Annotated in this window: 18 protein-coding genes and 1 pseudogene; 11 read left to right on the forward strand and 8 right to left on the reverse strand. The window is 38.9% G+C overall.

All coding sequences use genetic code 11. From position 1 onward, the window contains the following. Nucleotides 1-19: 19 nt before the first annotated feature. A complete protein-coding gene (locus ABYD77_RS00115; RefSeq protein ID WP_372765781.1) occupies nucleotides 20-1,441 on the forward strand; it encodes a sigma-54-dependent transcriptional regulator in 1,422 nt (473 codons plus the stop codon). Here the strand turns inward: ABYD77_RS00115 and ABYD77_RS00120 are convergent. Beyond that, entirely contained in the window at nucleotides 1,438-2,442 is a 1,005-nt protein-coding gene (locus tag ABYD77_RS00120) for a glycosyltransferase family 4 protein (protein ID WP_372765783.1), read from the reverse strand. The two genes, ABYD77_RS00115 and ABYD77_RS00120, sit on opposite strands and share 4 nt — an antisense overlap. 25 nt (nucleotides 2,443-2,467) lie before the next feature. Between ABYD77_RS00120 and ABYD77_RS00125 the strand changes: the two genes are divergently transcribed. Then, on the forward strand, nucleotides 2,468-2,785 hold the full coding sequence (locus tag ABYD77_RS00125; protein ID WP_372765785.1) for an Hpt domain-containing protein: 318 nt from the start codon (nucleotides 2,468-2,470) through the stop codon (nucleotides 2,783-2,785). Here ABYD77_RS00125 and yvcK read toward each other — a convergent pair. Beyond that, the gene (yvcK, locus tag ABYD77_RS00130; RefSeq protein ID WP_372765787.1) at nucleotides 2,782-3,711 is read right to left on the reverse strand and encodes a uridine diphosphate-N-acetylglucosamine-binding protein YvcK; all 930 of its coding nucleotides are present in this window, start codon (nucleotides 3,709-3,711) and stop codon (nucleotides 2,782-2,784) included. The two genes, ABYD77_RS00125 and yvcK, sit on opposite strands and share 4 nt — an antisense overlap. A gap of 131 nt (nucleotides 3,712-3,842) precedes the next feature. Here yvcK and ABYD77_RS00135 point away from each other — a divergent pair, with 131 nt between their 5' ends. Continuing rightward, nucleotides 3,843-5,852 carry a response regulator gene (locus ABYD77_RS00135; protein WP_372765789.1) on the forward strand — a complete coding sequence of 670 codons (2,010 nt, stop codon included), beginning with the start codon at nucleotides 3,843-3,845 and terminating at the stop codon, nucleotides 5,850-5,852. A gap of 98 nt (nucleotides 5,853-5,950) precedes the next feature. Here the strand turns inward: ABYD77_RS00135 and ABYD77_RS00140 are convergent, their stop codons facing one another. The 4 genes and pseudogenes from ABYD77_RS00140 to ABYD77_RS00155 form a co-directional block, all read right to left on the reverse strand. After that, nucleotides 5,951-6,124 (reverse strand): hypothetical protein, encoded by a 174-nt coding sequence (locus ABYD77_RS00140; protein WP_372765791.1) that lies wholly within the window; start codon nucleotides 6,122-6,124, stop codon nucleotides 5,951-5,953. A gap of 508 nt (nucleotides 6,125-6,632) precedes the next feature. Continuing rightward, nucleotides 6,633-7,672 (reverse strand): annotated as a pseudogene (locus ABYD77_RS00145) (IS481 family transposase). A 110-nt stretch (nucleotides 7,673-7,782) separates the two neighbouring features. Further along, entirely contained in the window at nucleotides 7,783-9,291 is a 1,509-nt protein-coding gene (locus ABYD77_RS00150) for a sensor histidine kinase (protein WP_372765793.1), read from the reverse strand. After that, nucleotides 9,284-9,829: a heme NO-binding domain-containing protein gene (locus ABYD77_RS00155; protein ID WP_372765795.1), complete on the reverse strand. Its 546-nt coding sequence runs from the start codon at nucleotides 9,827-9,829 to the stop codon at nucleotides 9,284-9,286. Before ABYD77_RS00155 ends, ABYD77_RS00150 begins: the two co-directional genes overlap by 8 nt. A gap of 113 nt (nucleotides 9,830-9,942) precedes the next feature. Between ABYD77_RS00155 and ABYD77_RS00160 the strand changes: the two genes are divergently transcribed. The 3 genes from ABYD77_RS00160 (at nucleotide 9,943) to ABYD77_RS00170 (ending at nucleotide 15,681) form a co-directional block, all read left to right on the forward strand. After that, on the forward strand, nucleotides 9,943-11,229 hold the full coding sequence (locus ABYD77_RS00160; protein WP_372765797.1) for an HD domain-containing phosphohydrolase: 1,287 nt from the start codon (nucleotides 9,943-9,945) through the stop codon (nucleotides 11,227-11,229). A gap of 295 nt (nucleotides 11,230-11,524) precedes the next feature. Beyond that, entirely contained in the window at nucleotides 11,525-14,620 is a 3,096-nt protein-coding gene (locus ABYD77_RS00165) for an efflux RND transporter permease subunit (protein ID WP_372765799.1), read from the forward strand. A gap of 2 nt (nucleotides 14,621-14,622) precedes the next feature. Next, complete coding sequence (locus ABYD77_RS00170) at nucleotides 14,623-15,681, forward strand: efflux RND transporter periplasmic adaptor subunit (RefSeq protein ID WP_372765801.1); 1,059 nt, start codon at nucleotides 14,623-14,625, stop codon at nucleotides 15,679-15,681. 38 nt (nucleotides 15,682-15,719) lie between these two features. Here the strand turns inward: ABYD77_RS00170 and ABYD77_RS00175 are convergent, their stop codons facing one another. After that, a complete protein-coding gene (locus ABYD77_RS00175; RefSeq protein WP_372765803.1) occupies nucleotides 15,720-15,944 on the reverse strand; it encodes a hypothetical protein in 225 nt (74 codons plus the stop codon). A 139-nt stretch (nucleotides 15,945-16,083) separates the two neighbouring features. Here ABYD77_RS00175 and ABYD77_RS00180 point away from each other — a divergent pair, with 139 nt between their 5' ends. From ABYD77_RS00180 to glnD, 3 genes are all read left to right on the forward strand, one after another. Continuing rightward, complete coding sequence (locus tag ABYD77_RS00180; RefSeq protein WP_372765805.1) at nucleotides 16,084-17,007, forward strand: AEC family transporter; 924 nt, start codon at nucleotides 16,084-16,086, stop codon at nucleotides 17,005-17,007. A 408-nt stretch (nucleotides 17,008-17,415) separates the two neighbouring features. Then, nucleotides 17,416-18,258 carry a putative beta-lysine N-acetyltransferase gene (gene ablB / locus ABYD77_RS00185; protein ID WP_372765807.1) on the forward strand — a complete coding sequence of 281 codons (843 nt, stop codon included), beginning with the start codon at nucleotides 17,416-17,418 and terminating at the stop codon, nucleotides 18,256-18,258. A 42-nt stretch (nucleotides 18,259-18,300) separates the two neighbouring features. Further along, nucleotides 18,301-20,847, forward strand: a complete 2,547-nt coding sequence (glnD, locus tag ABYD77_RS00190; RefSeq protein ID WP_372765809.1) for a [protein-PII] uridylyltransferase — start codon at nucleotides 18,301-18,303, stop codon at nucleotides 20,845-20,847. Here the strand turns inward: glnD and ABYD77_RS00195 are convergent. Further along, nucleotides 20,844-21,338, reverse strand: coding sequence for a MarR family winged helix-turn-helix transcriptional regulator (locus tag ABYD77_RS00195; RefSeq protein ID WP_372765811.1), 495 nt, complete (start codon nucleotides 21,336-21,338; stop codon nucleotides 20,844-20,846). The genes glnD and ABYD77_RS00195 overlap by 4 nt on opposite strands. A 204-nt stretch (nucleotides 21,339-21,542) precedes the next feature. Between ABYD77_RS00195 and ABYD77_RS00200 the strand changes: the two genes are divergently transcribed. After that, nucleotides 21,543-21,938 (forward strand): DUF2391 family protein, encoded by a 396-nt coding sequence (locus ABYD77_RS00200; protein ID WP_372765813.1) that lies wholly within the window; start codon nucleotides 21,543-21,545, stop codon nucleotides 21,936-21,938. A 142-nt stretch (nucleotides 21,939-22,080) separates the two neighbouring features. Next, entirely contained in the window at nucleotides 22,081-24,714 is a 2,634-nt protein-coding gene (locus ABYD77_RS00205; RefSeq protein WP_372765815.1) for a PAS domain-containing protein, read from the forward strand. The last annotated feature ends 2 nt before the right edge of the window (nucleotides 24,715-24,716 follow it).

Raw genomic sequence — 24,716 nt, forward strand, 5'->3', positions numbered from 1 at the left:
TGTGATCAGGAGGTTGCCTATGCCAAATAAGATTTTAATTGTTGAAGATACAGAATCACTTGCGCTTTTGTACCAGTCTTACCTGATCCCAACAGGCATGCACTCGGATATTGCGTTTACAGGGCAAGAAGCGCTTAATTATTTGGAAAAGAATAAACCCGATTTGATCATGCTGGATGTGATGCTACCGGACATGAGTGGCATGGATATTCTAGCACAGCTTTCCGTTAATGACCGTCCCAAAGTGGTGGTATTAACAGCTCATGCTAGTAAAGAAATGGCTGTTGATGCGATTCATTATGGTGCCGCAGACTTTATTGAAAAACCCGTTGATGCAGAGCGCTTTCGTATTACTGTTAACAATGCTTTGAAACTCAATTCACTAAGTAAAACGGTAGAAAAATATCAATCTCGTTATGAAAATGGTCGCTTTTGTGAACTAATTGGCACTTCGGCACCGATGCAAACGGTATATCAAATCATTAGCAATTCAGCAAAAAGTAAAGCCACTGTGTTTATTACTGGTGAAAGTGGAACAGGTAAAGAGCTTTGTGCACGCGCAATTCACCAATGTAGTGACCGCAGTAAACACCCCTTTATAGCGATTAATTGTGCTGCAATCCCAAAAGATCTGATTGAAAGTGAAATATTTGGTCATGTAAAAGGCGCATTTACAGGAGCGACTAACAACCGTGAAGGTGCGGCAGGGATGGCTGATGGTGGTACGCTATTTCTTGATGAACTGTGTGAAATGGATTTAAACCTACAAAGTAAACTATTGCGCTTTATACAAACGGGTTGTTTCCAAAAAGTAGGTAGCGAACAACTGCAACAAGTGAATGTACGTTTTGTATGTGCGACTAACCGCGATCCATGGCAGGAGGTACAAGCTGGGCGCTTTAGAGAAGATTTATATTATCGCTTATATGTTATACCTGTGCAGTTGCCTCCGTTGCGCCAACGGGGTCGGGATGTCATTCAAATTGCAGAAGCGTTATTTGCACGTATTGCAAAAGAAGAAGGGCAAGCGTTTGATGGATTAAGTGATGATGCAAAACAACACCTAATGTCTTATAGTTGGCCTGGAAATGTGCGTCAACTGGAAAATATGATTCGTAATACGGTGGTGTTGAATAATACCGCATGGATAGAAAAACAGATGTTTCCCCCTTTTCCACAAAGTCACGTGTCGCAAGAACCCTTTATGGATGAGAGCATGAGTGTGTCTGAGCAACTATCTACGCCTAGTTTTGAAACCAATAATTTACTTAGAAGCTCAGATATAGAGCCTTTATGGCTAGTTGAAAAACGCTACATTGAAAAGGCAATAGCAGCGTGTAACGACAATGTACCAAAAGCAGCAGCATTATTAGATATCAGTCCATCTACAATCTACCGCAAAATGAAAACATGGGAGCAAATGTCTGCACAGCTCTATTAGTTTAAATAAAGTTTAATTAACTGAATATATTGTGATTTTCCTGCATAGAATTGATGAAGTTGGCTGGTTGCATTTTTGACCAGATAATTACGCTCTTGCTGGCTCATTAAAAGCGCCTCTCTTAATTTACTCACCAATGCTTGGTGCGATTGGTCGTCCGTTAATAGTCCAGTGTGGTTGTTTATGATAACAGAATCGATAGCACCTACTGCATTTGCGATACATAACACTTTATTGTCAATAGCTTCAAGCAAGACCATAGGTAACCCTTCCTCTCTAGAACAAATTACTAATATATCAACGTGCTGCCATAATTTTTGAGTCGATTTATGACCATGAAAAAGCGTATTGTTCGAAGCTTTTTTTTGTAACTCAGCGATCATAGGTCCATCGCCATAAAGGTGAAATTTAATGTTCTCTTGATGTTGAAAATGAGTGGCCAATTTAATAAAACGTTCGGGTGCTTTTTCATATGCTAAACGTCCAACAAAAGCGATATTCAGTTGTTTTTCGGGCTCTTTTGGATGTGGGTTTTTAGGCAAGATAAAATTAGCAATAAACTGGCCATTTTTAACCTTACTTTTGAGTTGATTTGCCACGACTAAGTTTTTTGAAAAGCCGCTGGTTATTTGGTCGAGCCAATTATAGAGCCTTATTCTGCCCGAACCTTTTTCGCCAGCATGATAGGTGGAAATACAAGTGTGACCAGTTATTTTACATGTAAGTCTACCAATAATACCTGCTTTGTAACCATGGGTATGTAATACATAGTTGTCACTATGTTTGAGGAAATGAAAAAGATCTAATGCACTACCGCCTAAACATTGATAAGGGCAGTTAAGCTCTGTCAATAAATCATAGAGCTGATGATTGAGATGATCTTGATAAAAAAGAACACTTGTAGGCACATGTTTCGATTGCATCAATTTAACTAATTCAATAATGTGCGATTCAATGCCGCCAAATAGGCTAGAATCTAGAAAGAGTACAAGATTTCGCATATTTATCTCCTCTAAAAGGAACCCTATGTTTAACCAAACAACCATAAAACAACTGGAAGCCGATGTTGGCCAAGAAGTACTGATCAAACTTTTTGCCGTTTTTGCTCAAGAAGCGACAAAACTAACCGAGCAACTTATGGCTTGCACATCTCTTGATGAAGAATGTGTACGTTTAAGCCATAGCCTTAAAAGCTGCGCTCGTTCCTATGGTGCGGATCAGCTAAGTGCTCTTGCTGAAACCCTTGAAAATCTTGCAAAAAATAACGATGCAAGCTTCTTTAATGAACGTGCGCTTTTAGGTGGCATACTGGATGCGACCATGTCTGCAATGCCAATGCTTTAATGCACTTTTGCATTTAGGCTTAAAGAGTGCTCATTAGTGTTGGGTAACCACTGTTCAATAATATGTTTAAGCTGAGATTTATTATGCTTTCCGATTGATTGTTCTTTTTCTATGGCGCGTAAATCCATGGCCTCAAATGCATCTGGAGTGAGACATACATCAAAAAACTTGTAGCCTAAGATATGCATAGCCTGGTCAAGTTGCTCTGTGGCAGCAAGTTGGTCAACAGGGCTATGTTCAGGCGTTAAGTTTTCAATAAAGATGCGACAACCAGTGGTATTACATAATGCTTTTTGAATATCCCATAACATTAAGGGCGGCATTACACTGGTTAATAAACTACCAGGACCTAATAAGATTAAATCAGCACAGTTTATTGCCTCAATGGCTTGCTGGTTAGCACTGACCTGTTTGGATAAACGCATGTTATTAGGAAAATGACTAAGTGTGTCAATATTGCATTCACCAAAAACCTCCTCTCCTGTAGAGGTTGTAGCAACTAAATCAACAGGCGTATTTGTCATTGGCAAAATAGTATGTTCAACCCCTAACATGCTAGAGAAAATTTTAACTGCATCGTTTGCGTTGTGTGTAATTTGGCACAGTGCGCACAGTAGAATATTGCCAAAACTGTGACCCTTCAAATCATTGTCTAATTCAAAGCGTTGTTCGGACAAGATTGATAACATCTGGTCTTGGCAGGCTAACGCACTAACGCAACGGCGAATATCACCTAAAGCAATTTGACTTGGGTCTTGACGCAAACGTCCGGTGCTGCCGCCGTTGTCAGTTGTAGTTACGATTGCTGTCAGTGCACAAGGTATGTTTTTTAAAGCGCTTAACACTTGCGATAGACCATGTCCCCCGCCAATACACACAATATTCATATTTCGCCCCCCCATCGGTGTGTATTGAAAAGGATTCAAATTGTGTACCAAGATATAAAACGCGAAAACTAGGGAAAACATTAATTTTTATTTGCATTTTGCAATGCAGCTTGCGGGGTCATTCGCTAAACTTAATTTTAACCTTCGACCAAAACTCACAAAGAGGTGTCATGGGAAAACTTAGTGCCAATGCTACATTGCAATTACTAGAAGATCTTATTAGCAGTAAAAATGCATTTGAATTACTGATTAAATTGCAAATAGGCCTTCAGCCTATTGTCAGATTTTCAGAGATCTTGATTTTGACCCAAGATCATTCGCAACTGTGTGCTGTGGCAAGCACTTACGAACCCTTATCGGGGGCGTGTTTATTTAATAAAGAAGAGCTTTTTGAAAGCGGTTTTGAAGAACAGATATTAGTGGTCAATAACACTGAGTTACCAGCAGATTGGCAATTACCAAACACAGGTAATAAAGCGGCTTTAATTCCCATTAATTTTGCTGGGCGGAAAGGTATATATATATTATTTTTGACGGAAGAGATGGTTGATGATTCACAGGTAAAAAGTAATCTAATGGCTAGTCTTATCGTTTTTCGTCTAGCTTTTTATCAATTAGATCAACAACATCAAACTTCCCAAATGCTACTCGACCGAACTTTTGCGCTAACGCAGAGCCAGCAACGGTTTCAAGCTTATGCCGAACTTGCTTCTGATTGGTTTTGGGAAACGGATGAAAGCATGTGCTTTACCTATCTTTCTTTTACTGAACAAAGTAAACCCAGTAACTTTGAGAACTTTTTATACAAAAGTCCGTTAAATATTCGCAGTGACAGCGAAAGTACTCAATGTAAAAAGTGGGAACACTTTTTACATCTTGTGCGTAAACATTTAGACATTATTGATTTTGAGTTTGAGGCAATAAACAACCAAGGTCACACGGTTTGGATATCAATCAGTGGTAAAGCAAAATTCAATGTGGACAATAGCTTTGCGGGGTATTTGGGCATCGCTAAAGACATCAGTTTCTCTAAGCAGCGTGAATCAGATTTAAAAATGGCTAAAGAGAAAGCTGAAAGTGCTAACGCTGCAAAATCACATTTTCTTGCTGTTATGTCTCATGAAATTCGTACGCCGATGAATGCAATTCTGGGTATATTAGAGTTACTTGAAGACACAGACCCGAATGATAAACAACGCGAGTTAATTGAATTTATGCGTGGCAGTGCCCAGTTGTTGCAGGGGGTTATCAGTGATACATTGGACTTTGCAAAAATTGAATCAGGCACCCTTGCATTAGAAAGTAGTAATATTAATTTTCATAAGCTAATCAAGAATTTAGTTCAGCAATTCGAAACCCAAGCGATAAAAAAAGGCATCCATTTTAATGCTATTGTGGGTAATGGTGTACCCGAGCAGATTAATACCGATGGTGTTCGTTTGTCTCAGGTCTTACTTAATTTGTTGGGAAATGCATTCAAATTTACCTTAACGGGAGAGGTTTGCCTTGCGGTTAATCGCAGTGATACCGAATTGTTGATATCGGTAAAGGACAGCGGCATAGGTATCGAGCAAAGCCAAGTAGATAGTTTGTTTGAACCGTTTTCACAGTTGCATGATAAACAAATTGGTCGACAGCAAGGAGTTGGTCTTGGTTTAAGTATCACTAAACGCTTGCTTGAATTGATGAATGGGAAAATAGAATGCCACAGTGAAATTGGTGTGGGCACTGAATTTTCTGTTGCTATTCCATTGCAGTTGGAAGTAACCGATGAAAACCCAGAAGGGTTGGAATCTAAAAATATCAGTACACCGAGTTATCATATTTTGGTCGCTGAAGATAACCCAGCAAACCAATTTATCATTAAAGCTATTTTGGAAAAACGCAACCATACAGTGTCACTTGCGGATAATGGTGAGCAAGCTGTTGCCGCAGTTAAAAAATCGCAATTTGATTTGGTGCTAATGGATATGGTGATGCCTGTAATGGATGGTGTAGTAGCGGCACGCACGATAAGAACAGAACTTGGCAGAATGGCACCGCCTATCATCGCGTTGACTGCAAATGCTGGGTTAGCTGACAAAACCAAATGTTTAAATGCGGGCATGTTGGATGTACTGACAAAACCATTAAACAGCGCTTTGTTAGACGAAAAAATAAGGACCCTTGTCGGGACGTAGCATGCACATTAATTAGCTCTGTTAGTGATTGCGTTTAACCTAGCAGAGTAGATCTAAAGCAAAATCATTTGAACACCCATACCTTAATTTTCATCTAGTTATGGTTCAGCATATTCTTCCTTAAGTTGTTGTAAAATGCGTTCTTGCTGTTTAAAGCTAAAGATCACTTTACGGCGGTAATCGATAGAACGATAGAACAGTTCTAAATCTATAAAGGGTCTCATAGCTTTTAATTTCTGGTCGATTGAAAACTGCTGTTGAGCGTTACGCATATCATATCTCCAAATTTGCTCTTCAATTCTCTAAAGCAAAATATGACCCAAATTTAACCTGTTGAATTTCTTTTACTAATATTTTCGTGAAGGGCTGTAAATTGATTTTGCAATGCAAAATGCAAAAAATTTAAGAGGACATACTAAAAATAAGATAAGTTGATATGCAATTAAAACGTCTAAGTTAAGCTTGTATTTATATCTATAATAACGATAAAAAGGAATTTATATGCACCATGTGATACAAGTAAAAAGCTTTAACACGCAGAGGTGCTCATTGCGTGACGGGATGTGTTCAGGGAATAACTGATAGATATAATTTAAGGAATGTTCTTTTTGAGTTTTACTAAGCGAGTTTACATCTTACTGGGGATGAATCTATCTAAATATCTTTCAATAAAAACACTCTAAAGAAGAGGGTACGTTGCACTAGCAAAATCATGATTATAATTGTACTAGCTCAGACTTGATCTGACAGTTACCCGTTTTTCAATCGGTGACTGTCAGTTTAGATTTGAGCTAAATTCTTTTCTGCCCAAATGCGTTTTCCATCTTCTAATGTTGCCAATGGCGTTCTGCCACAGCACATTTTTCCTTGATGAGTTCGGTCATTATTGTAATAAACCATCCATTCGTCCAGATCCTTTTGTAATTCTTCTAACGAGCTATACAGCTTTTTACGGAACGTTACCTGATAAAACTCATTCAATATCGTCTTATGGAATCGCTCACAGATACCGTTTGTCTGCGGTGACATGGCTTTTGTTTTTGTGTGATCGATATCATTAATCGCCAGATATAACTGGTAATCGTGATGCTCGACTTTACCGCAATACTCTGTACCTCTGTCTGTGAGTATTCGCAGCATTGGCAGCTCATGCTGCTCGAAGTAAGGTAGAGCTCTATCGTTCAGTATGTCCGCTGCTGTAATTGGCTTTTGGTGGTGTAGAGCTTCGCGAATGCTACTTTGCTGTACGTATCAACGAACGTTTGCTGGTAGATACGTCCAACACCTTTGAGATTACCCACGTAAAATGTATCTTGTGAGCCAAGGTATCCAGGGTGAGCTGTTTCGATTTCTCCGCAAGCTTCATCATCGTTTTTCTTTTTCTCAAGCGCTGCGATTTGGCTGTCAGTTAAGATAATGCCTTCGTTAGCTACTTTGTCTTCTAAGGCTTTCAGCCGTTTCTTTAAGTTCTCTAAGTCATGGCGTAACCATATTGAACGAACACCACTGCCAGATACGAACACACCTTGCTTCCTAAGCTCGTTACTGGTTCTGTGTTGGCCGTGGGCTGGATAATCCACTGCATACTTGATTACGGCTTGTTCTGTTACTTCATCAACTCTGTTTTTGATGTTTGGCGACCTACGACTTTTATCAATTAACGCATCAAGTCCACCATCTTCTACTAGCTCTTGATATCGATAAAATGTGTCTCGTGAAACGCCCATGACTTTACAGGCTTTAGAAACTTTACCTAATTCTTCAGCAAGATTAAGTAAACCAGTTTTGTGTTTTATAATTGGGTTGTTAGTATGCAACATGAGAGTTACCACCTTTTTGGTTGTTTTGATTTAAGATTCAGCACCTTTATCAAAACGGGTAACTCTCAATTTTTCAAATCGAAATGTCAGATCAAGTCGAGACTAATTCATTATAATGATTCAAAAAACGCGATTTCAAACTCTGTGCCTTTGCCTAACTCGCTATTTACAGTCACCTTTGCATTATGCTGTTGTAGAATACTATAAGAAATAGCCAAACCCAGTCCGGTGCCTTCACCTGGTGCTTTGGTTGTAAAAAATGGGGTGAAAATATCCGCCAAATGCGAAGGGTCAATACCTTCTCCTTGATCTTTTACCGTTACAATTATCTTATTTCGATCTTTTTTACTGCTTATTGTAAGTGTACCGCCCTCTGGCATTGCGTGCTTGGCATTTACAAACAGGTTTATAAATACTTGCTGTAATTTCCCTGCGTTGCCAAGAATACTTGCTTCGGATAGTAGATCTTTAACTACCTGATGTTGATATTTGAATTCGTTACTCACCACATTCAGTGACTTTTCAATCACCAAGTTTAAATCAATGCTGTCGAGTTCATCATTGTCCATGCGTGAAAAAGTACTTAAATCAGACACTATGTCTCTTACCCTGATAAGCCCTTGCACGGATGCAGCAAGAATATCTTCACTATCTGTTAGTAAAAAATCACCGTCTAGAGTCTGCCAATGGCCCAGCATTTGCTTAACTTTGCTTTGATTGTCTAGGTTGGTATTTGTTAGTGGTGAAACAATTTCTGAAAAATCATTAAAATAATCTCGCATGGTATCAAGGTTACTTAGGACGAATCCAATGGGGTTATTAATTTCATGTGCTACTCCGGCAGCTAATTGCCCGAGCGATGCCAACTTTTCTTGTTGCAGTAATTGTTGCTGTGTTTGTTCTAACATTTTATTACTGGTTTCAAGCTCGATTAAGCGCTCTTGCAGCGTTTCTTCAGCTCGTTTACGTTCAAATGCCACTGCTAACATACTGCGAGAAGATTCCAACGTTTGTAGCTTTACAATATTGATATCTTCTTGCGATTCGTAAAGTAATATGACAAGGCCAACCGCTTTACCTGACGGTAAATCAAGGGTATAAACAGGAACAATTACGCTATAGACAAAGTGTGCGTTTGCATCTTTAGAAATTTCGCTATGCTCAAATATTTGTGATTCGTTTTCATTCAAAACGTGATGATAGAGTTTGTTGTGATTAAGCTGACTCAGTACCTCTTTAAGGTGCTTTGCTAAAATCTTAGATTCTCGTTCGGACGCTTGGCAATAAGATTGAAATTGATGCAACGAAAGATCCCCATGAATTTCCACAAAAAAATTGTGTGCAACACTTATAAAATTGTTTGTACGCTCTAGGTAATTTGAAATAATTTTGTGTAAATTGGGTTGTCGCCATGTTTCAGCTAGTAAACCAGTTAAAAATTCAAGCTGTTCCTGCTGAGAAGCGATTTCTTGCTTTGTAAGGTTAACCGCTTCTTCTTTCTGGTAGAGCTCTCGAGAAGAGTCTTCAAGTTGCTTTTCGGCCTCTTTGCGCGCCAAGCGTTCGCGCATTAAAATACGCTCTAGTGCGTCGATTTTGCCCTGGGCGTTAAAATTATTCATTAAATGTTATTTCAATTTCACAACAATCAGCACCTTGGTGCATACAGCTATTCTGCGAGACAGAGACTGATTCTTTAAAGTGTTTTGCGGCACCAAGGATTAGACCCTCAGACAAAAAACAAAGCTTACGAGGTGAACGGTAAAGCATGGTTAAGTTATCACCAGAATCTCCTCCGTAGCTAAATTCAGGTAATTGCGCTTCTTTATCAAGCTTTTTAACTTCAACGTGAATCAGCTCATCTACCATCATTAAAAATGTGCGAAGAGAAGGTGCATTTTGAGCTTCATCAGGTGCCAGAGACATCAATAGTGGGAATAAGTACTCACCAAAAGTCCTAACTAGGTCGGGAATGGGAACTTCAAGTTGTTCTGATAAGTAACCGATAATGGCGAAAAGTTCAACGTCTTGGTACTGCTTGGTTGAGGTATAGATCCCATGCGACTCAAGTGTATTGTTGGTCAGCGCTTCATCCCATAATTGATAACCATGGTTTTCTTCTACAAATTCCTGTAGTGCATTAAAAATTGCTCCCTTCATTTTGTCCTCTTTTTAAGCATAATCAGGTTGATCAATTTAAAAAATAGTGTCACTTTTTAGTTAAGGCAATGTTTTTATAATAAATAGCGAAATCGCACAGCTCGGGCATGGTGATGACAGACAAGTTAAAATTAATGATTGTTGATGACGAAGTAGAAGTGCTGAATGCTTTGAAAAGGCTGTTCAGAAAAGACTATGACGTTGACATTTTTAGTGATCCCGAGCTTGCGGTGAAACAGCTGGTTGATACCACTTACGCGGTAATTGTCTCAGATATGAAAATGCCAAAAATGTCGGGCGCACAGCTATTGTCAAAAGCATTTGAAATTTGTCCTGATACTGCGCGCATTTTATTGACGGGCTATTCTGATATTGATTCCACCGCAATGGCGATAAACCAAGGTAAGATTAACAATTATGTCAGTAAGCCTTGGAGTAACGATGAGCTTAGGAATGTGGTGTTGCAAGCCGCCGAACAGTTTCAACTAAAGCAATCGGTACAACGGTTAGAAGTTGAATTAAAACTGAAAAACGATTTGTTAAAACAGCAAAATTTAGAACTAGAAAGCAAGGTGGAAGAACGTACGTTATCGCTTTCTATCCTTAATGAGAAATTGAAATCAGCCAATAACCGTCAACGTAGTTTATTTTATGATGTCATTGAGATGATTAATTTGATCATAGAAGATACCACTGGTGGCGGAGAAGGGCATGTTAAGCGAGTTGCCAGTCACTGTCGTATGCTTGCAATAGCGATGGGGCTTGAAAAAAACCAAGTAACGCAAGTGTATTTAGCGGGATTAATGCATGAAATTGGCAAAGTATCACTGACCGATAATTTAGCAAAAAGCATTGAAAATGAGCTTTCTCGAGCCGAGCTAACTGAAAAACAAAACCATGCAGTTAAAGGCGCTGAAATATTACAAACAGTACCGCACTTAAAAATGATTGGTACAGCTGTAAAACATCAATATGAACGCTTTGATGGCAGTGGTGTACCAGACCATCTAATAGGTTCTAATATACCATTAGCTTCTAGGATTTTAACTGTAGTAAACGAATTCGACAAATTGGTACTTGGCCGTATCAGTACACAAAAACTGTCGCAACCACAAGCCATAGATTTTTTAAAGAAAGAGAGTAAGACCTTTTTTGATCCGGAAATTGTCGACGTATACATCAAGCTACTTAATAGTGAAATTTCGCTTGAGCATCATAATATAGATTTATGTGTCGGAGTGGAGATGCTAGAACCAGGTATGCACTTAAGCCAAGACCTACTTAACAAACAAGGTGCAGTGGTACTGACGCAAGGTACTGAGATTACTCCCACAGTGATAGCTAAACTAAAAGCCTATGAAAAAGAATGGCGTTACATTTTTAATATCTTCGTGCACTAATGTCTTCTACCACACAATCCTGTTTCGAAATATGTTTAAGTGCCAGTGTAAATATTGGCACTTAAACGTGCCTATTTGTTGAACTATCGCGTTAGATACATTTTAATTTCTTGTGGTTAACATTTAAATAACCTGGTGTGTCAAAATGTGACCAAAAACACACTTTCTTACCGAAAACAGGCGATTTGCAGCCCATCCTATTTCTTTGAGCGTTAAACTATTTCTCACTTTCTTGCGACTAATTTCTAACTATAGTCAAGCACGTTGTTTGCGAAAAAATAAAATAGGGAACGCAATGAACATTACAATTCGGGCTTTAAAAAATCCGGCGGGGGTAGCGATATTTGTCACCTTGTGCTTGGTATTAGGAATAGTTAGTTTTACAAAACTACCTATTCAACTATTTCCAGATATTGAACGACCTCAAATTACCATTTTTACCAGTTGGCGACAGGCGTCACCTGCGGAAATGGAATCTGAAATTCTTGAGCCACAAGAAGATGTATTGCAAGGCTTACCTGGGCTTACCAGTTTAAGAACGTTTGCCAACTCAGGGTCGTCGTTCGTTAACTTAACTTTCACTCTCGATACCGATATGGATAAAACCTTGATCGAGGTGATTAGTCGCATGAACCGTGTGCCACCGCTGCCACGCGATGTAAATCCGCCGGTGATTAGCTTGGGCGGCTTTAATGGCGGTGCACCAGCACTTACTTATTTCTTCTTACAAGCATTACCGGGCAATGATAAGCCGATTGGTGAATATGCTACGTTTTTTGATGACACCATTCGCCCACGCTTAGAAAGCATTCCGGGTGTAGCACGTGTGCAATTACAAACAGGTAACTCAAGTGAGCAATTACAAATCGAATTTGATGCATATCGCGCTGCGGAGCTTGGCATCAATTTAACTCGCGTAAGCAATTTAATTGGTTCGGCTAATGATGCGTCGGGTGGGTATGCGGATATTGGCCGGCGCCGTTATACGCTGCGTTTTGCAGGTCGCTTTGATCCAACACAGTTAGGTAACTTAGTGCTTGAATGGCGCGATGGTAAGCCAATTAAACTAAGTGATATTGCAGAAATTAAAGTGACGCGAGACCAAGATAATGGCAGCGCGGTACAAAATGGTAACCCTGCGATGTCAGTGCGTATTGACCGTGAAAGTGGCGCAAATGTACTAGCCACCCTTGAACGAGTTAAAGCGGAAGTTGATAAAATTCGCAGCCAAGTACTTGAGCCGCAACAACTTACAATGCATCAGTCGTTTGATGCCTCAGTCTTTATCTACCGTGCGATTAATCTTGTATCAAGTAATTTAGTGCTTGGTATTTTACTCGCAGTGGGCGTTTTATGGTGGTTCCTACGTCAGCGCAGAGCCACTTTGATTGTGGCAATGGCTATTCCAATTTCAATTATGACGACCTTTATTGTGCTTAACATTACAGGGCGTTCGCTTAATGTGATATCACTGGCGGGTTTAGCTTTTGCAACGGGTATGGTACTGGATGCTGCAATTGTGGTGCTTGAAAACATTGTTAGGCTTAAAACCCAAGGTTTGCGTGCTGATAAAGCCGCAGCGAAAGGCACTCAGTTGGTCTCAGGTGCCTTGATGGCCTCAACGGCAACTACCATAGCGATTTTTATTCCGGTTATTTTTTTACGCGATGTGGCTGGACAGTTCTTTGCGGATTTAGCGCTCACCATTGCGATTGCCGTATTTATTTCGTTATTGGTGGCACTTACGATTTTACCTGTGGCTGCGAAAATGTGGCTCACTCAGGCAGTGGAAGAAGATAGGCTTGATGGTCTTTGGCAAAATATCACTTCTAAAATTATGCAATTGACAAATTCCAGTAAAAAACGTGTAGCGGTGATTGTTACTCTGATGGCTGCGCCCGTGGCGTTAACTGTATTGTTATTGCCTCCACTTGATTATTTACCCCCGGTAAAACGTGATGCAGTAGATGCTTTTGTTAGATTACCAACTGGTTCAAACCAAGAGTTTGTTGAGCGTGAATACATTAAACCGTTAGTTGAGCGCTTGCAGCCTTATATGGATGGCACTAAGCAACCAGCACTGAAAAACTACTATATTTTGTCGTTCCCAGGCAACGCAAACTTAGGCGTACGTGCAAAGGATCAATCACAAGTGAAAGAGCTTGAACGTGTAATGCGTGAAGAAATCTTGGTTGATTTACCAGATACCCGTGTTTTTTCTCAGCAGGGAAATCTCTTTGGTGGTTTAGGCTCAGGGCGCAGTATTCAAATTCATTTACAAAGCCGCGACACGCGCGCCATGGCAGATGTGGCTGATAAAGCGCGCGACATTTTGCAAGCACGCTTTGAAGGCAGCAATATTAACATCAACCCAGGTACGCAAGATGCTGAGCCGGAGTTACGTCTATTGCCAAATGACCGTCGCATGATGGAAGTGGGTTTTAACCGTCGCGATTTAGCGCAAATTACACGAGCAATGGGCACAGGCCTTTATGTGGGTGAATACTTTGATGGCAATAAACGCCTCGATATGATTTTCAAAGCCGAGGGCTGGCAAAATCCTGAAGAGCTTTCAGCAATGCCAATCACTACACCGAGTGGCACCGTTGTGCAATTGGGCGAGCTAGTGGATGTAACGCGCACAGTTGGCCCATCACGTATTCAACGCATTGACCGTCGCCGCACCATTACAGTGAATGTTAATCCGCCAGAAGGCATGTCGCTGCAACAGGCAATGACGATTATTGAAACGAAAATTGAGCCGCAAATTAAAGCATTGATGCCTGCGGATGGATCAATTAACTACGGAGGCAGTGCTGATAGTTTAAAACAGTCTATTCAAACCATGGGGCAAAACTTTATTTTGGCACTTGGATTACTATTTATTCTGATGGCCGGTCTCTTTAAATCGTTAAAAGATAGTCTCATGGTAACTTTATCGATTCCACTTGCAACGGTCGGTGGTGTACTGGCATTACAATTGATGAACTTAATTCAGTTCCAACCGCTCGATTTGTTAACCATGATAGGTTTTATCATATTGCTTGGCTTGGTGGTTAACAACGCAATCTTACTTGTGGATCAAACTCGTCAAGGTGAACGTGAAGGCCTAAGCCGTGAGATGGCAGTAGAACAAGCGCTGAAGCTACGTTTACGACCAATCTTTATGAGTACGTTAACCAGTATTTTCGGCATGTTACCATTGCTTATTATGCCGGGTGAGGGCAGTGTTATCTACCGCGGCCTTGCTGCTGTGATTGTGGGAGGCATGCTGTTCTCGACGTTATTCACCTTAGTACTGCTACCAGCGCTACTGAAACAATTTTCAACCCGAACAAGTGTTCAACCAACTCCTGTTACTTCAACTCAAACACAACTGAAAGGGAATTAGTTATGAGATACGTTATTTCAACCATTTTATGTACCTTACTGGCATTAATCAGCTGTTTTGCCAGTGCCAATGAACGTCCCGATCCGTTAGTTGCATTAGGAGAAGTTGAACAAGCCGAAATCGCTGAACAAATGTGGGTACCAGGCACTGTGGTTAGTCGTTTTGACTCGCGCCTGACCACTGAGGTTTCTGGTGTAGTAAAACGCATTGCTGAAGTAGGTGAGCGCTTTAAAAAAGGCGATACTATTCTGCTTTTGGATGATGCATTTTTACAACTTGAAAAGCAGCAAGCAAGTGCCAGTATTAAAAGCTTTGATACGCGTGTTACTTTGCTTGAGCGCCAGTTAATACGTTTAGAAAAGCTTGGCAAAAACGCCTCTCTTGATGCCTTAGAGGCTAAAGAGGCTGAATTGATGATGGCAAAGCAAGAGCTTGAACAGGCGAAAATCACCTTTCAACGTATTGCCCTGCAATTAGAGAAAACACAGCTGGTAGCACCATTTGATGGCACAATTGTTGAGCGTTATAAACAAGTTGGCGAATTTAGCCAAACCAATGCACCCGCGGTGCGTTTAGTCAGTCTTGATGATTTAGAGGTTCGCGCTAATGCGCCACTCTCTCATACTCAATTTAACCAAGTCGGTGATGATGTATTTATTGCTAACAAAGAAGGTCGTTTTAGCTCAAAAGTACGCGCTCTTGTTCCAGTAGGCGATGAATTAAGTCGTACCATGGAAGTACGTGTGTCATTAAGCGATCGCTCGTTACCTATTGGTACTGCGGTGCGGGTTAGCCTTGCCAGTAGTGCAAAACATAATGCGCTTACAGTTCATCGCGATGCGCTTATTTTGCGCCAAGACAAAGTATATGTGAATGTAGTGCAGGACGATTTAACTGTTAAACAAGTCACTGTGACACCTGGTAGTGGTTTTAATGAACTTATCGAAGTGAAAGGTGAATTAACATTAGGTGCAAAAGTGGCAATCCGTGGTAGTGAGATGCTGCGCGATGGTGCAAAAGTGCGTGTTAAATCAACGGACAATTTAGTTGCCCTGCGTTAAACAAAAAAAGCGAGCCTAAGTGGCTCGCTTTTAAAGTATTACCTAAGAGCAATATTTGGATTTACGTTTACTTCACCAAAATGATCTATTGTGGCAACTGAGTCTCCCTGTCTCAGCACAGCAATCTTAAGATGACCAGTAGTACGCACAAACGCAAGATCGTATCCGTAATTACTTAAATCATACATTGCTATGCGTTGCTCGTCGCTTAATAAGTCAATATGCTCATTAAAGCCCGGAGAATGATGTCTACGTTCTAACATGTTTACAGCCTAACTAACCCCCATATCACTTTAACTATAGTAGTTAATAAGTGTTGTGCAAAATTTAATCAGTGTGAGTTGTTGCTGTTTTTGACAAATTTGATTAGAGTGCCGAAATACATTTTCAGCAATATATTTCATGTTTTCGTCTCTTTTTCCTTTAGTAGTCTTGGTTGTGCTTGGCTACCTCACTATGCGTAAGGGCCGTGTGAATCAAGGTACTATTTCAGATCTAAGTAACATCACCTTTAGTTGTTTGTTTCCACTCTTTTTATTTATCAATATTGCAGAGGCTAAGTTATCGGGTGCGCTGTCATATACTGTGTTCTTAACCTTTTACGGTGCGGTTATTATCACTTTTTTTATAACTTATTTTGTTTCACCACGAGTGTTTAAAAAGGAAAATGAAGCGAGCGCAGTACATGCTCTTGGCAGCACTTATTCCAATACCGTGATTGTGGGTTTACCAATTTTGATTAGTTTAATATCGCCAAATGTCACAGCGCTGGTATTCTTGATCATTAGTTTTCATAGTGCGATGTTATTTGCTGCAGCAAGCTTTTTAACAAGTATTACTACCAATAAAGCGTTTGAGGTTAAATTATTTTTTATTGAACTCTGTAAAAACCCTTTATTAGTTGGTATTTACACTGGTTTGTTAGTAAATCTAACGGGTGTGGAGTTGCCAGAATTCATCAGTAAAACGCTTCATCTAATGACCACCCCTGCATTGACGCTTGCTTTGTTTATACTCGGAGCTAATTTATATCAATACCGTATAGTGGGCAGTGTTGGTCAAATTGTTTTTGCTAGTTGTGTTAAGCTTCTATTACTGCCGTTATCGACCTTGCTTATTGCAGATGGCGTGTTTCAGCTTAGCAGTGATATTATATTGATATTGGTTGTGTTAACAGCGTGTCCGACCGGAGTTAATGCCTATATTGTGGCATGTCAGCAAAACCAAGGTCAAAGTGTAGTAGCCGGTACCGTTGTGATGAGTACATTGCTTAGTGTTATTACCATTCCTGCATGGCTTTTGATATTGGAGTATGGCGTATTTTAATAGTACATATTACTTGAAGCCCCCCTTTGCTATGACCTCAATTAGTAAACAAATTTAGTATAAAAGGCCTGAAAGTAACTTTTCAATCCATTCGAAATACGCTTTTTCGGTATCAAGTACCTCAGTCAAAAGCACAGCCAAATAGGAAGTTAGGTTATTTTGTAATCGACAAAATTGATCAGTGTTCTAACTAATGTTATATTGATTAGTGTTCTAATTAATTTTAAAGAGATTTACACCTGCTAGAGTTATTAAACACTCTAACATTAAATAATTATGCATTATTCCCACCGATGTTCAATTAAGCATATTGCTATCAATTCTAAAGATGTTTTGTGTGTTAGGCATTGACTTGTTTTAACACTATACAAATTCCCTTTTTATACAAATTAACTGCAAGGATACTAGATGATGACAGCGACACAATTTGATAGTGAAATGACACTCACAGGAAATAAAATTCGATTTGGCAAACTAAATGACCGCGTCTATATAACGGATGCAACAATTGAATTACCCAATACTTTTCACAAAGAGGTCGAAGATTTTGCTAAGCAAGGTGGATACAGCAAAATAATCGCGAAAGTAAAAGATGCCCAAGTATTACCTTTTCTAAAAAGGGGATACCAAATAGAAGCTACCGTTCCAGGTTATTTTGGTCTACAAGATGCTATTTTTATTTCACGCTTTTTTGATGAAGAACGTGCATCATGTGAGCATATGGATCTTAGCGACGGTATTATTAATGAAGTACAAAATGTTGACACGTGGGATCCATCATCCTTTTCGCAGCCAGTGCTTTTCCGTAAGTGTAACCAGGTTGATGTGCGTGCACTTTCTAAGTTATACCAACTTGCCTTTTCCAGCTATGGATCACCGATAGGTGATGAACATTATATTTCACAGAGCATTGAAAATGGCGTGGACTATTTTTGTGTTGAGTATATGGATGCAATTGTTGCATGTGTGCGTATTGAATATGAAAAAGATGCACCTAATGCACGTCTTTACGATACGGTGGTATTACGTCAATTTCGTAATGAAGGAATTGCATCTGCTTTAATCTTTGAAGCCAGAAGATACCTAAAAAATAACGGTGTAGAATTTATTTATTCGATTTGCAGGGCTTCATCGTTCGCCATCAATAAAGTGTTTGCAAGACTTGCTTTTGAATACGGGGGGCGGCTTATAAACAATAATTTAGTTAATAACAAACTTGTATCAATGAATGTATGGTCACAGAAACTCTGACTTTGATTAATTAACATCAATTAATCTTACGGAGACTGAGCAATGACGAGTACATTAAAACAACAATTAGATCGATTTACTGCAGAGCAAAATACCCGATTTTTCTCTAGCCCTATCGCTGTGTTACTAGAAGAACGTGCAAATAAATTAGATGAGATCTTGATTGTAATGTGGCAAGAATGTGGTCTTGCGGATTCTTGCTGTTCACTCAATGCGGTCGGTGGTTATGGACGCACATCACTTCATCCTTATTCTGACATTGATATTGCTATTATTGCTCCTGATGATGGCTCTGTTTTTCCTGAGCGTGAAATCAGTGATTTTATTATGGGCTTATGGGACCTTGGACTTGATATTGGTCATTCAGTGCGAACAGAATCACAAGCAAAAAAATATGCAACTGAAGATATAACTATCGCAACTAACTTACTGGATATTAGGTGTTTATATGGAAATAAACAGCATTCAAAAAGGGTGCGAAACTTTTTGTATGATGAGCAAGGTTGGGCAGATCAGGCTTTTTTGCAAGCTAAGTTAAAAGAGCAAAATGAAAGGCACAAAAAAGCACTTAATACAGCACTTTATTTAGAGCCAAATATTAAGGCAAATCCTGGTGGTTTAAGGGACTTTCAAACTATTTTATGGGTTGCACGCAAACATTTAAAAATATCACATACTGAGTTACTTGCGCAGGGAGATCTGTTGCAAGAGGATGAACATTTTGAACTTATTGAAGCGTATGATTTCATTTGTCGTATTCGCTGGGCACTTCATTGTGTAGCAAAAAAACCACAAGAAACACTGTTGTTCGAGTATCAAGCTGAAGTTGCTGAATTCTTGAAATTTGGTCGCGGCGATAGCGCACAACAGGCAATTGAGCGTATGATGCGTCAATTGTTTCGTGCAATGACCCGTTTACAAGAGCTTAATCAAATCTTATGTGGAAATGTACGAAGCAGCATTATGCGCGATCAGCAAAAGCAGATTATTAAACTAAACCAACAGTTCTCATTAGTTGATGGTCTGTTAAATGCAAACACTGCAAGTGTATTTATTGATAAAGCGCAGGTGATAAATTTATTTGTGTTGCTAGCGCACCATACTCAAGCTAAAGGCATTTCTTCTCATACTTTACAGTTATTGAGAAAAGTAAAACACCGCCTTCTTGGAGAACTCCAAGACTACCAAAGTTGTCGGGAAGCATTTATTCGCTTATTTGAACATCCAAAAACATTAAAAAAAGTGTTAGGTCTAATGCATCGCTACGGAGTGCTCGAAATGTATTCAACACAATGGGCACAAAGCGAAGGTAGGATGCAATTTGATATTCACAATGCCTATACGGTAGATGAGCATGTTTATAAAACTGTGTCATACATTTCAGATTTCGCATTCAGTAATGATAATCAAGAGAGTTACCACGTTGCTTATGGGCGTGTGCAAAATAAATTAGCGTTACTGTTAGCGGCTTTTTGTCATCATTTAGCAGGGTCACAAGAAAGCGATAGTCATAGCACGAGTGCTATATTAGCTAGGGAGTTTGCACGTTTTCACAACTTAAAAAATGCATCTGTTGAACTGATAGAGTGGCTTATTGAAAATCAAGAATTGTTAATCACAACCAGTCGTACATTAGATATTTACGATCCGAGAACGATTAAGGCACTCAATAAAAAGATTAAGTCGCTAGAACGCTTAAATGCTCTCTATACTTTAACGGTTGCAGATATAATGGCAACCAATGAAGATGCGTGGAATGATTGGCAAGCCGCAATTTTAGAGCAACTTTATTTAGCATCACGTGAAGCATTGAAAACCGATGGAAAAAGTATTTTTGAACAGCGTACTGTTATTCGAGAAAATAAAGCACAAGCACAAACCATTTTATCAAACAGTGATATAGCATTAGATAATGTGACGGCTTTTTGGTCGACACTCCCGAACAGTTTTTTTACTTTCACTAGTGCAAAAGAATTGTCAGAAATTACCGCCAAAGTTGTATCAACTCAGCAGTTTCCGTTGGTTTTTATAACGCAAAGCGAACAGCAAGGCTGCTCTACTTTAGTTGTGTATACCCCTAATAGGCAAAAACTATTTGTCGACATTTTTAATACATTGACTCGTGCAAAGGTGAATGTAAAAGATGCTGAGCTGTTAGAAACCAAAGATGGTAACGTATTGGAAGTGTTTCGCGTACTTGACTTCAATGATGAACAGTTAAGCGAGAGTTATCGTATAAAACGTGTTATTAGTCAAATAGAGCAAGTCATTACGTCAGGACATAAAGACTGCAAGTTACCTGTTGCAAAGAAGATTAAAAACTTTGACTCTGAACCCATGGTGGAATTTATACCTACGCCCAAGCGCGATCGCACGCTGCTCAAAGTGACAACATTGAACAACCCAAGCTATGTCGATAAAATTTGTTCTGTCTTTCGAACTCACACATTGTCTATTCATTCAGCTAAAGTGACAACACTGGGAGAAAGTTTGGAAAGTGTGTTTTTACTTTCAGACATTCACAACCAGTGTTTAAAAGAAGACTTACGTAATCAAGTCATTGATGCGTTCAGTTATAATTTACATTAATTTTTACTTTCACCATCAGTACTCATACCGATAGGAGCAATTTCTAACATAGGGGCTGCGTCAAGATCACTTGCATCCATCATAGTTGCAATTCGCTGCATTGATGAGAGCAATAGACTTTGTTCCCATTGTTCAAGGGCGCAAAAATTCTGAATAAAGTGTTCTTGCAAGGGTTGGGGTGCATCGATAAGAGAGGTTCTTCCTATATCCGTTAGAAATAAACTAACACGGCGTTTATCTTCTTTGCTGCGTACACGCTCGATTAGGCCGCGAGACTCTAGTCTATCCAGAATGTTTGTTACAGTTGCCGCGCTTAAATTAATTTCTTTCGCAACAGCACCTGCTGTAACGCCCTTAATACGAGCGATTTCTTGCATTATCAACAGCTGTGGGCCAGTTAGACCTGAAGATTTATTAAGTTGTTTTGAATGCAAATCGATGGCTCTAATAACTTTACGGATGGAGACAAGCAGTTCTTCGTATTTTTCCATTTTGAAGTCTTAATATCTGAAATCGTAGTAAATTAATAATTTGAGCTAATAGTACCAAAATGTCTATCGCAAAACATTTTTTTGTCTGTCATAACAGGATTTAGTGTCTAAAATTGATTGAAAGTGATTAATTTACAATAACTTTATTTGGTTTTTAAGCTCAAATGATGTCATTTTTAAAGGCTATTAATAGGTCATGAAAGAATGAAAAAAAGTTTTAATTTTGAAGATATTATTCAAATATGCGTTGGTGCTTTTGCACTGGCAGTACCAATATCCTTTTCTGAAGAGGCATGGCAACTTGCTGAAACTTTACCTCTAATGAACTTATTTTTATTGCTTAGTTTATCGCTTGTATTCTTAAGTTTATACACTTATGAAAGTGTATATTTGCGTGATATCAAGACACGGCGTTTATTGTTTATCGCTCGCATTGTCATTGCTTATTTAATTACATTTGTAATTGTATGTTTAGTGTTGTTGAGTATTGATAAATTACCCATATTTACGGATCCGTTAGTTGCATTAAGGCGTACAGTTGTGATTTCAATGCCTGCCTCCATGGGCGCGATTATTGTTGATAGCTTTGATAAAGAGTAATACATACACTGATTAAAAATTAAATACACGCTAATAAGTCAGTTTTTGCCATACAAAGTGGCTATCAAATTGAGTTTTAACTAAGTTTAGCCATACTAATTTATAGTTTCACTGTAGGTTAAAAGGATATTAGTTGAGCACAATGATAGAGCAATTTTTTCGCGGTGATTATATGCCACACGGGCATTGCTATCTATGGCAGCCGCATATTTTGTGGACTCATGTTGTATCTGATCTTCTAATTGCCACCGCTTACTTTTCTATTCCACTTGCACTTATTCTCTTTGTAAGAAAGCGCAGGGATATTGGATATCACAACGTTTTTTTATTATTTTCGCTGTTTATATTGTTTTGTGGCATTACTCATCTTTTTGGTATTTGGACTATTTGGCAGGGCGTTTATGGCTACCATGGTATTGCCAAGGGCGTGACTGCCTTAGTCTCTATTACAACCGCATTTTATTTGTATAAATTGTTACCTGAGTTGTTAAAAGTGCCAACTATATCGCAGTACGAAGGTATTAAGTCGCAATATGGATTTTCGAAGCGTGAAAACAGATTACTTACAAGTTTACTCGAAGGACATACTCAAACAAAATGGATGTTAGATTCGTTACCATTAAGTTTTATTTTAGCTAATAAAAATGGGGATATTTTGTTCGTGAATGAACACTTTATAAAAGAGTTTGGCAGCCCAGTGGATAAACTTGGTTCGTTAATAAGTGCAACTAACCAAGAATATGAACAGGTTATACAAACCAGTGCAGCCGCACTTGAACTCGATGAGACAGTGAATTTTATCGCCGATGTGAAGACTGAAAACTCGAGTAAAAGTGTGGAAATTATTTTAAATAAAAAAGAATATGAAGGTGAGGTTCAACTTTTACTTACGTTAAAAGATTTAAAAGAAGTGGTGTCGTTAAAGCAGCAGTTAGTTGAAAAAAATGCCCGTTTTGAAAGAGCCATCTCTGCAACCAATGATGGAATTTGGGATTGGAATATTTTAACAGGAAAGCAAGTGTGGACGCCTAAATTCTATGACTTAATAGGACTATCTAAAACATGTGAAGCAAGTTATGAAAACTGGTTTAATCATATTCACCCGACCTATCGTGAAAGAGTTCAGCAGGCGGTTGATCTGCATTTGAAAACCGGCGTTAAATACGAAATCGAATATTTAGGACGTAATAGTGTTGGTGAATATGGCTGGTTCTTAACGCGAGGAAGCTCAATTCATGATGATAACGGCGTACCGATAATGATGTCGGGTTCATTGCGATATATTGATGAGCATAAAAAGGCGCAAACTTTGCTTGATGAACGCACCCAATTTTTAGAAGCGCTCTATATGGGAGCAAATCATGGTATTTGGGTAGTGGAATATATCGATGATGATTTTATCTATACAACTTACAATAACACTGCGCTAGAGTGGACCGGTATTACACTTGAACAAATCATTAATAAAAAACTGTCTCAATTAAGTTTTTTCCCTGACAAAGTAAAAGCACATTTATATGAGCGCTACTCTGCCTGTATTCAACAAGCAACGCCTTTGGAATATGTTGAATATATCCCATTTGCCGGCAAAGCAAAGTGGTTTAAAACATCACTCTATCCGGTAAGCTCAAATCATTTAATTGGCAGTGCGGTTGATATCACAACAGAAAAAAACACACAGCAGCAATTAGCTGAAAATCATAACTTTTTAGAAAGCTTATTGGATAGTTCTGTCTGTGGTTTTTATATATATAATTTGGAGACTCAGCAAAATGAACGTATTAATAAAACGTACACTGAATTGCTTGGCTATGAACTAGAAGACTTTTCAAAGGATGTTGATTTATTGGAAAAATTTCATCCAGACGATCGTGCTAGTGTACTTGCACATATGGATGCGATTATGCAAACGCAGGGTAATGAAAAATATTATTTAGAATATCGCTTTAAACATAAAAAAGGATATTGGGTTTGGTGTTATTCAGTTGATTCTGTATTAGAGAGAGATGACCAAGGTAGACCTAAGCGGATGCTTGGAACTTTTGTCGATGTTAGTGATAAAAATGCGTTTTTAAACAAACTCAAAGCTTCGAATGAATACTTAGAACAATTTGCTTTTATTGCATCACATGATTTACAAGAACCCTTACGAAAAATATCCGCTTTTAGTGAATCGATCTATCAACGTTTGCAAAGTCAGTTCAAGTCAGACCCTGACAGCGAGTTTGAATTGGAACGTTTGCAGTTTGCAGCGAAGCGCCTTAGCAAAATGATTGAGGACTTATTGAAGTTATCTCGTATCAATACTAATTCGCTAAGTATTGAAACGGTTGAATTTAGAGAAATTTTAGCACCTGTTTTAGAAGGGTTAGAATTAGTAATTGAGCGCGTAAATGCACGTATTCATTGTAATAACGATGGCCAAAAGATAAACGTTGATGTGGGGCTTTTTTCCCAAGTAATGCAAAACTTAATTGGTAATTCGATTAAATTTTCCAAACCTAACTCTGTTCCTGAGATTAATATTGAAATTGAAAATTTTGAATCGTTCGTAAGGATTACGCTTTCCGATAATGGTATTGGGCTTGATCAAACACATGCACAACGCATTTTTGACCCGTTTAAGCGTTTACACTCTCGAGAAAAATATGAGGGAAGTGGGATTGGCTTAGCCATTGTTGCACAAATAATCAAAGTTCATAACGCGCACATTCATTGTGAAAGTGTCGAAAACGAAGGCACTCATTTTGTTATTGAATTGCCTAAGGAGTTGTAGCG

Origin of the sequence: Pseudoalteromonas sp., assembly GCF_041629635.1 — a bacterium.
Lineage (GTDB): Bacteria > Pseudomonadota > Gammaproteobacteria > Enterobacterales > Alteromonadaceae > Pseudoalteromonas.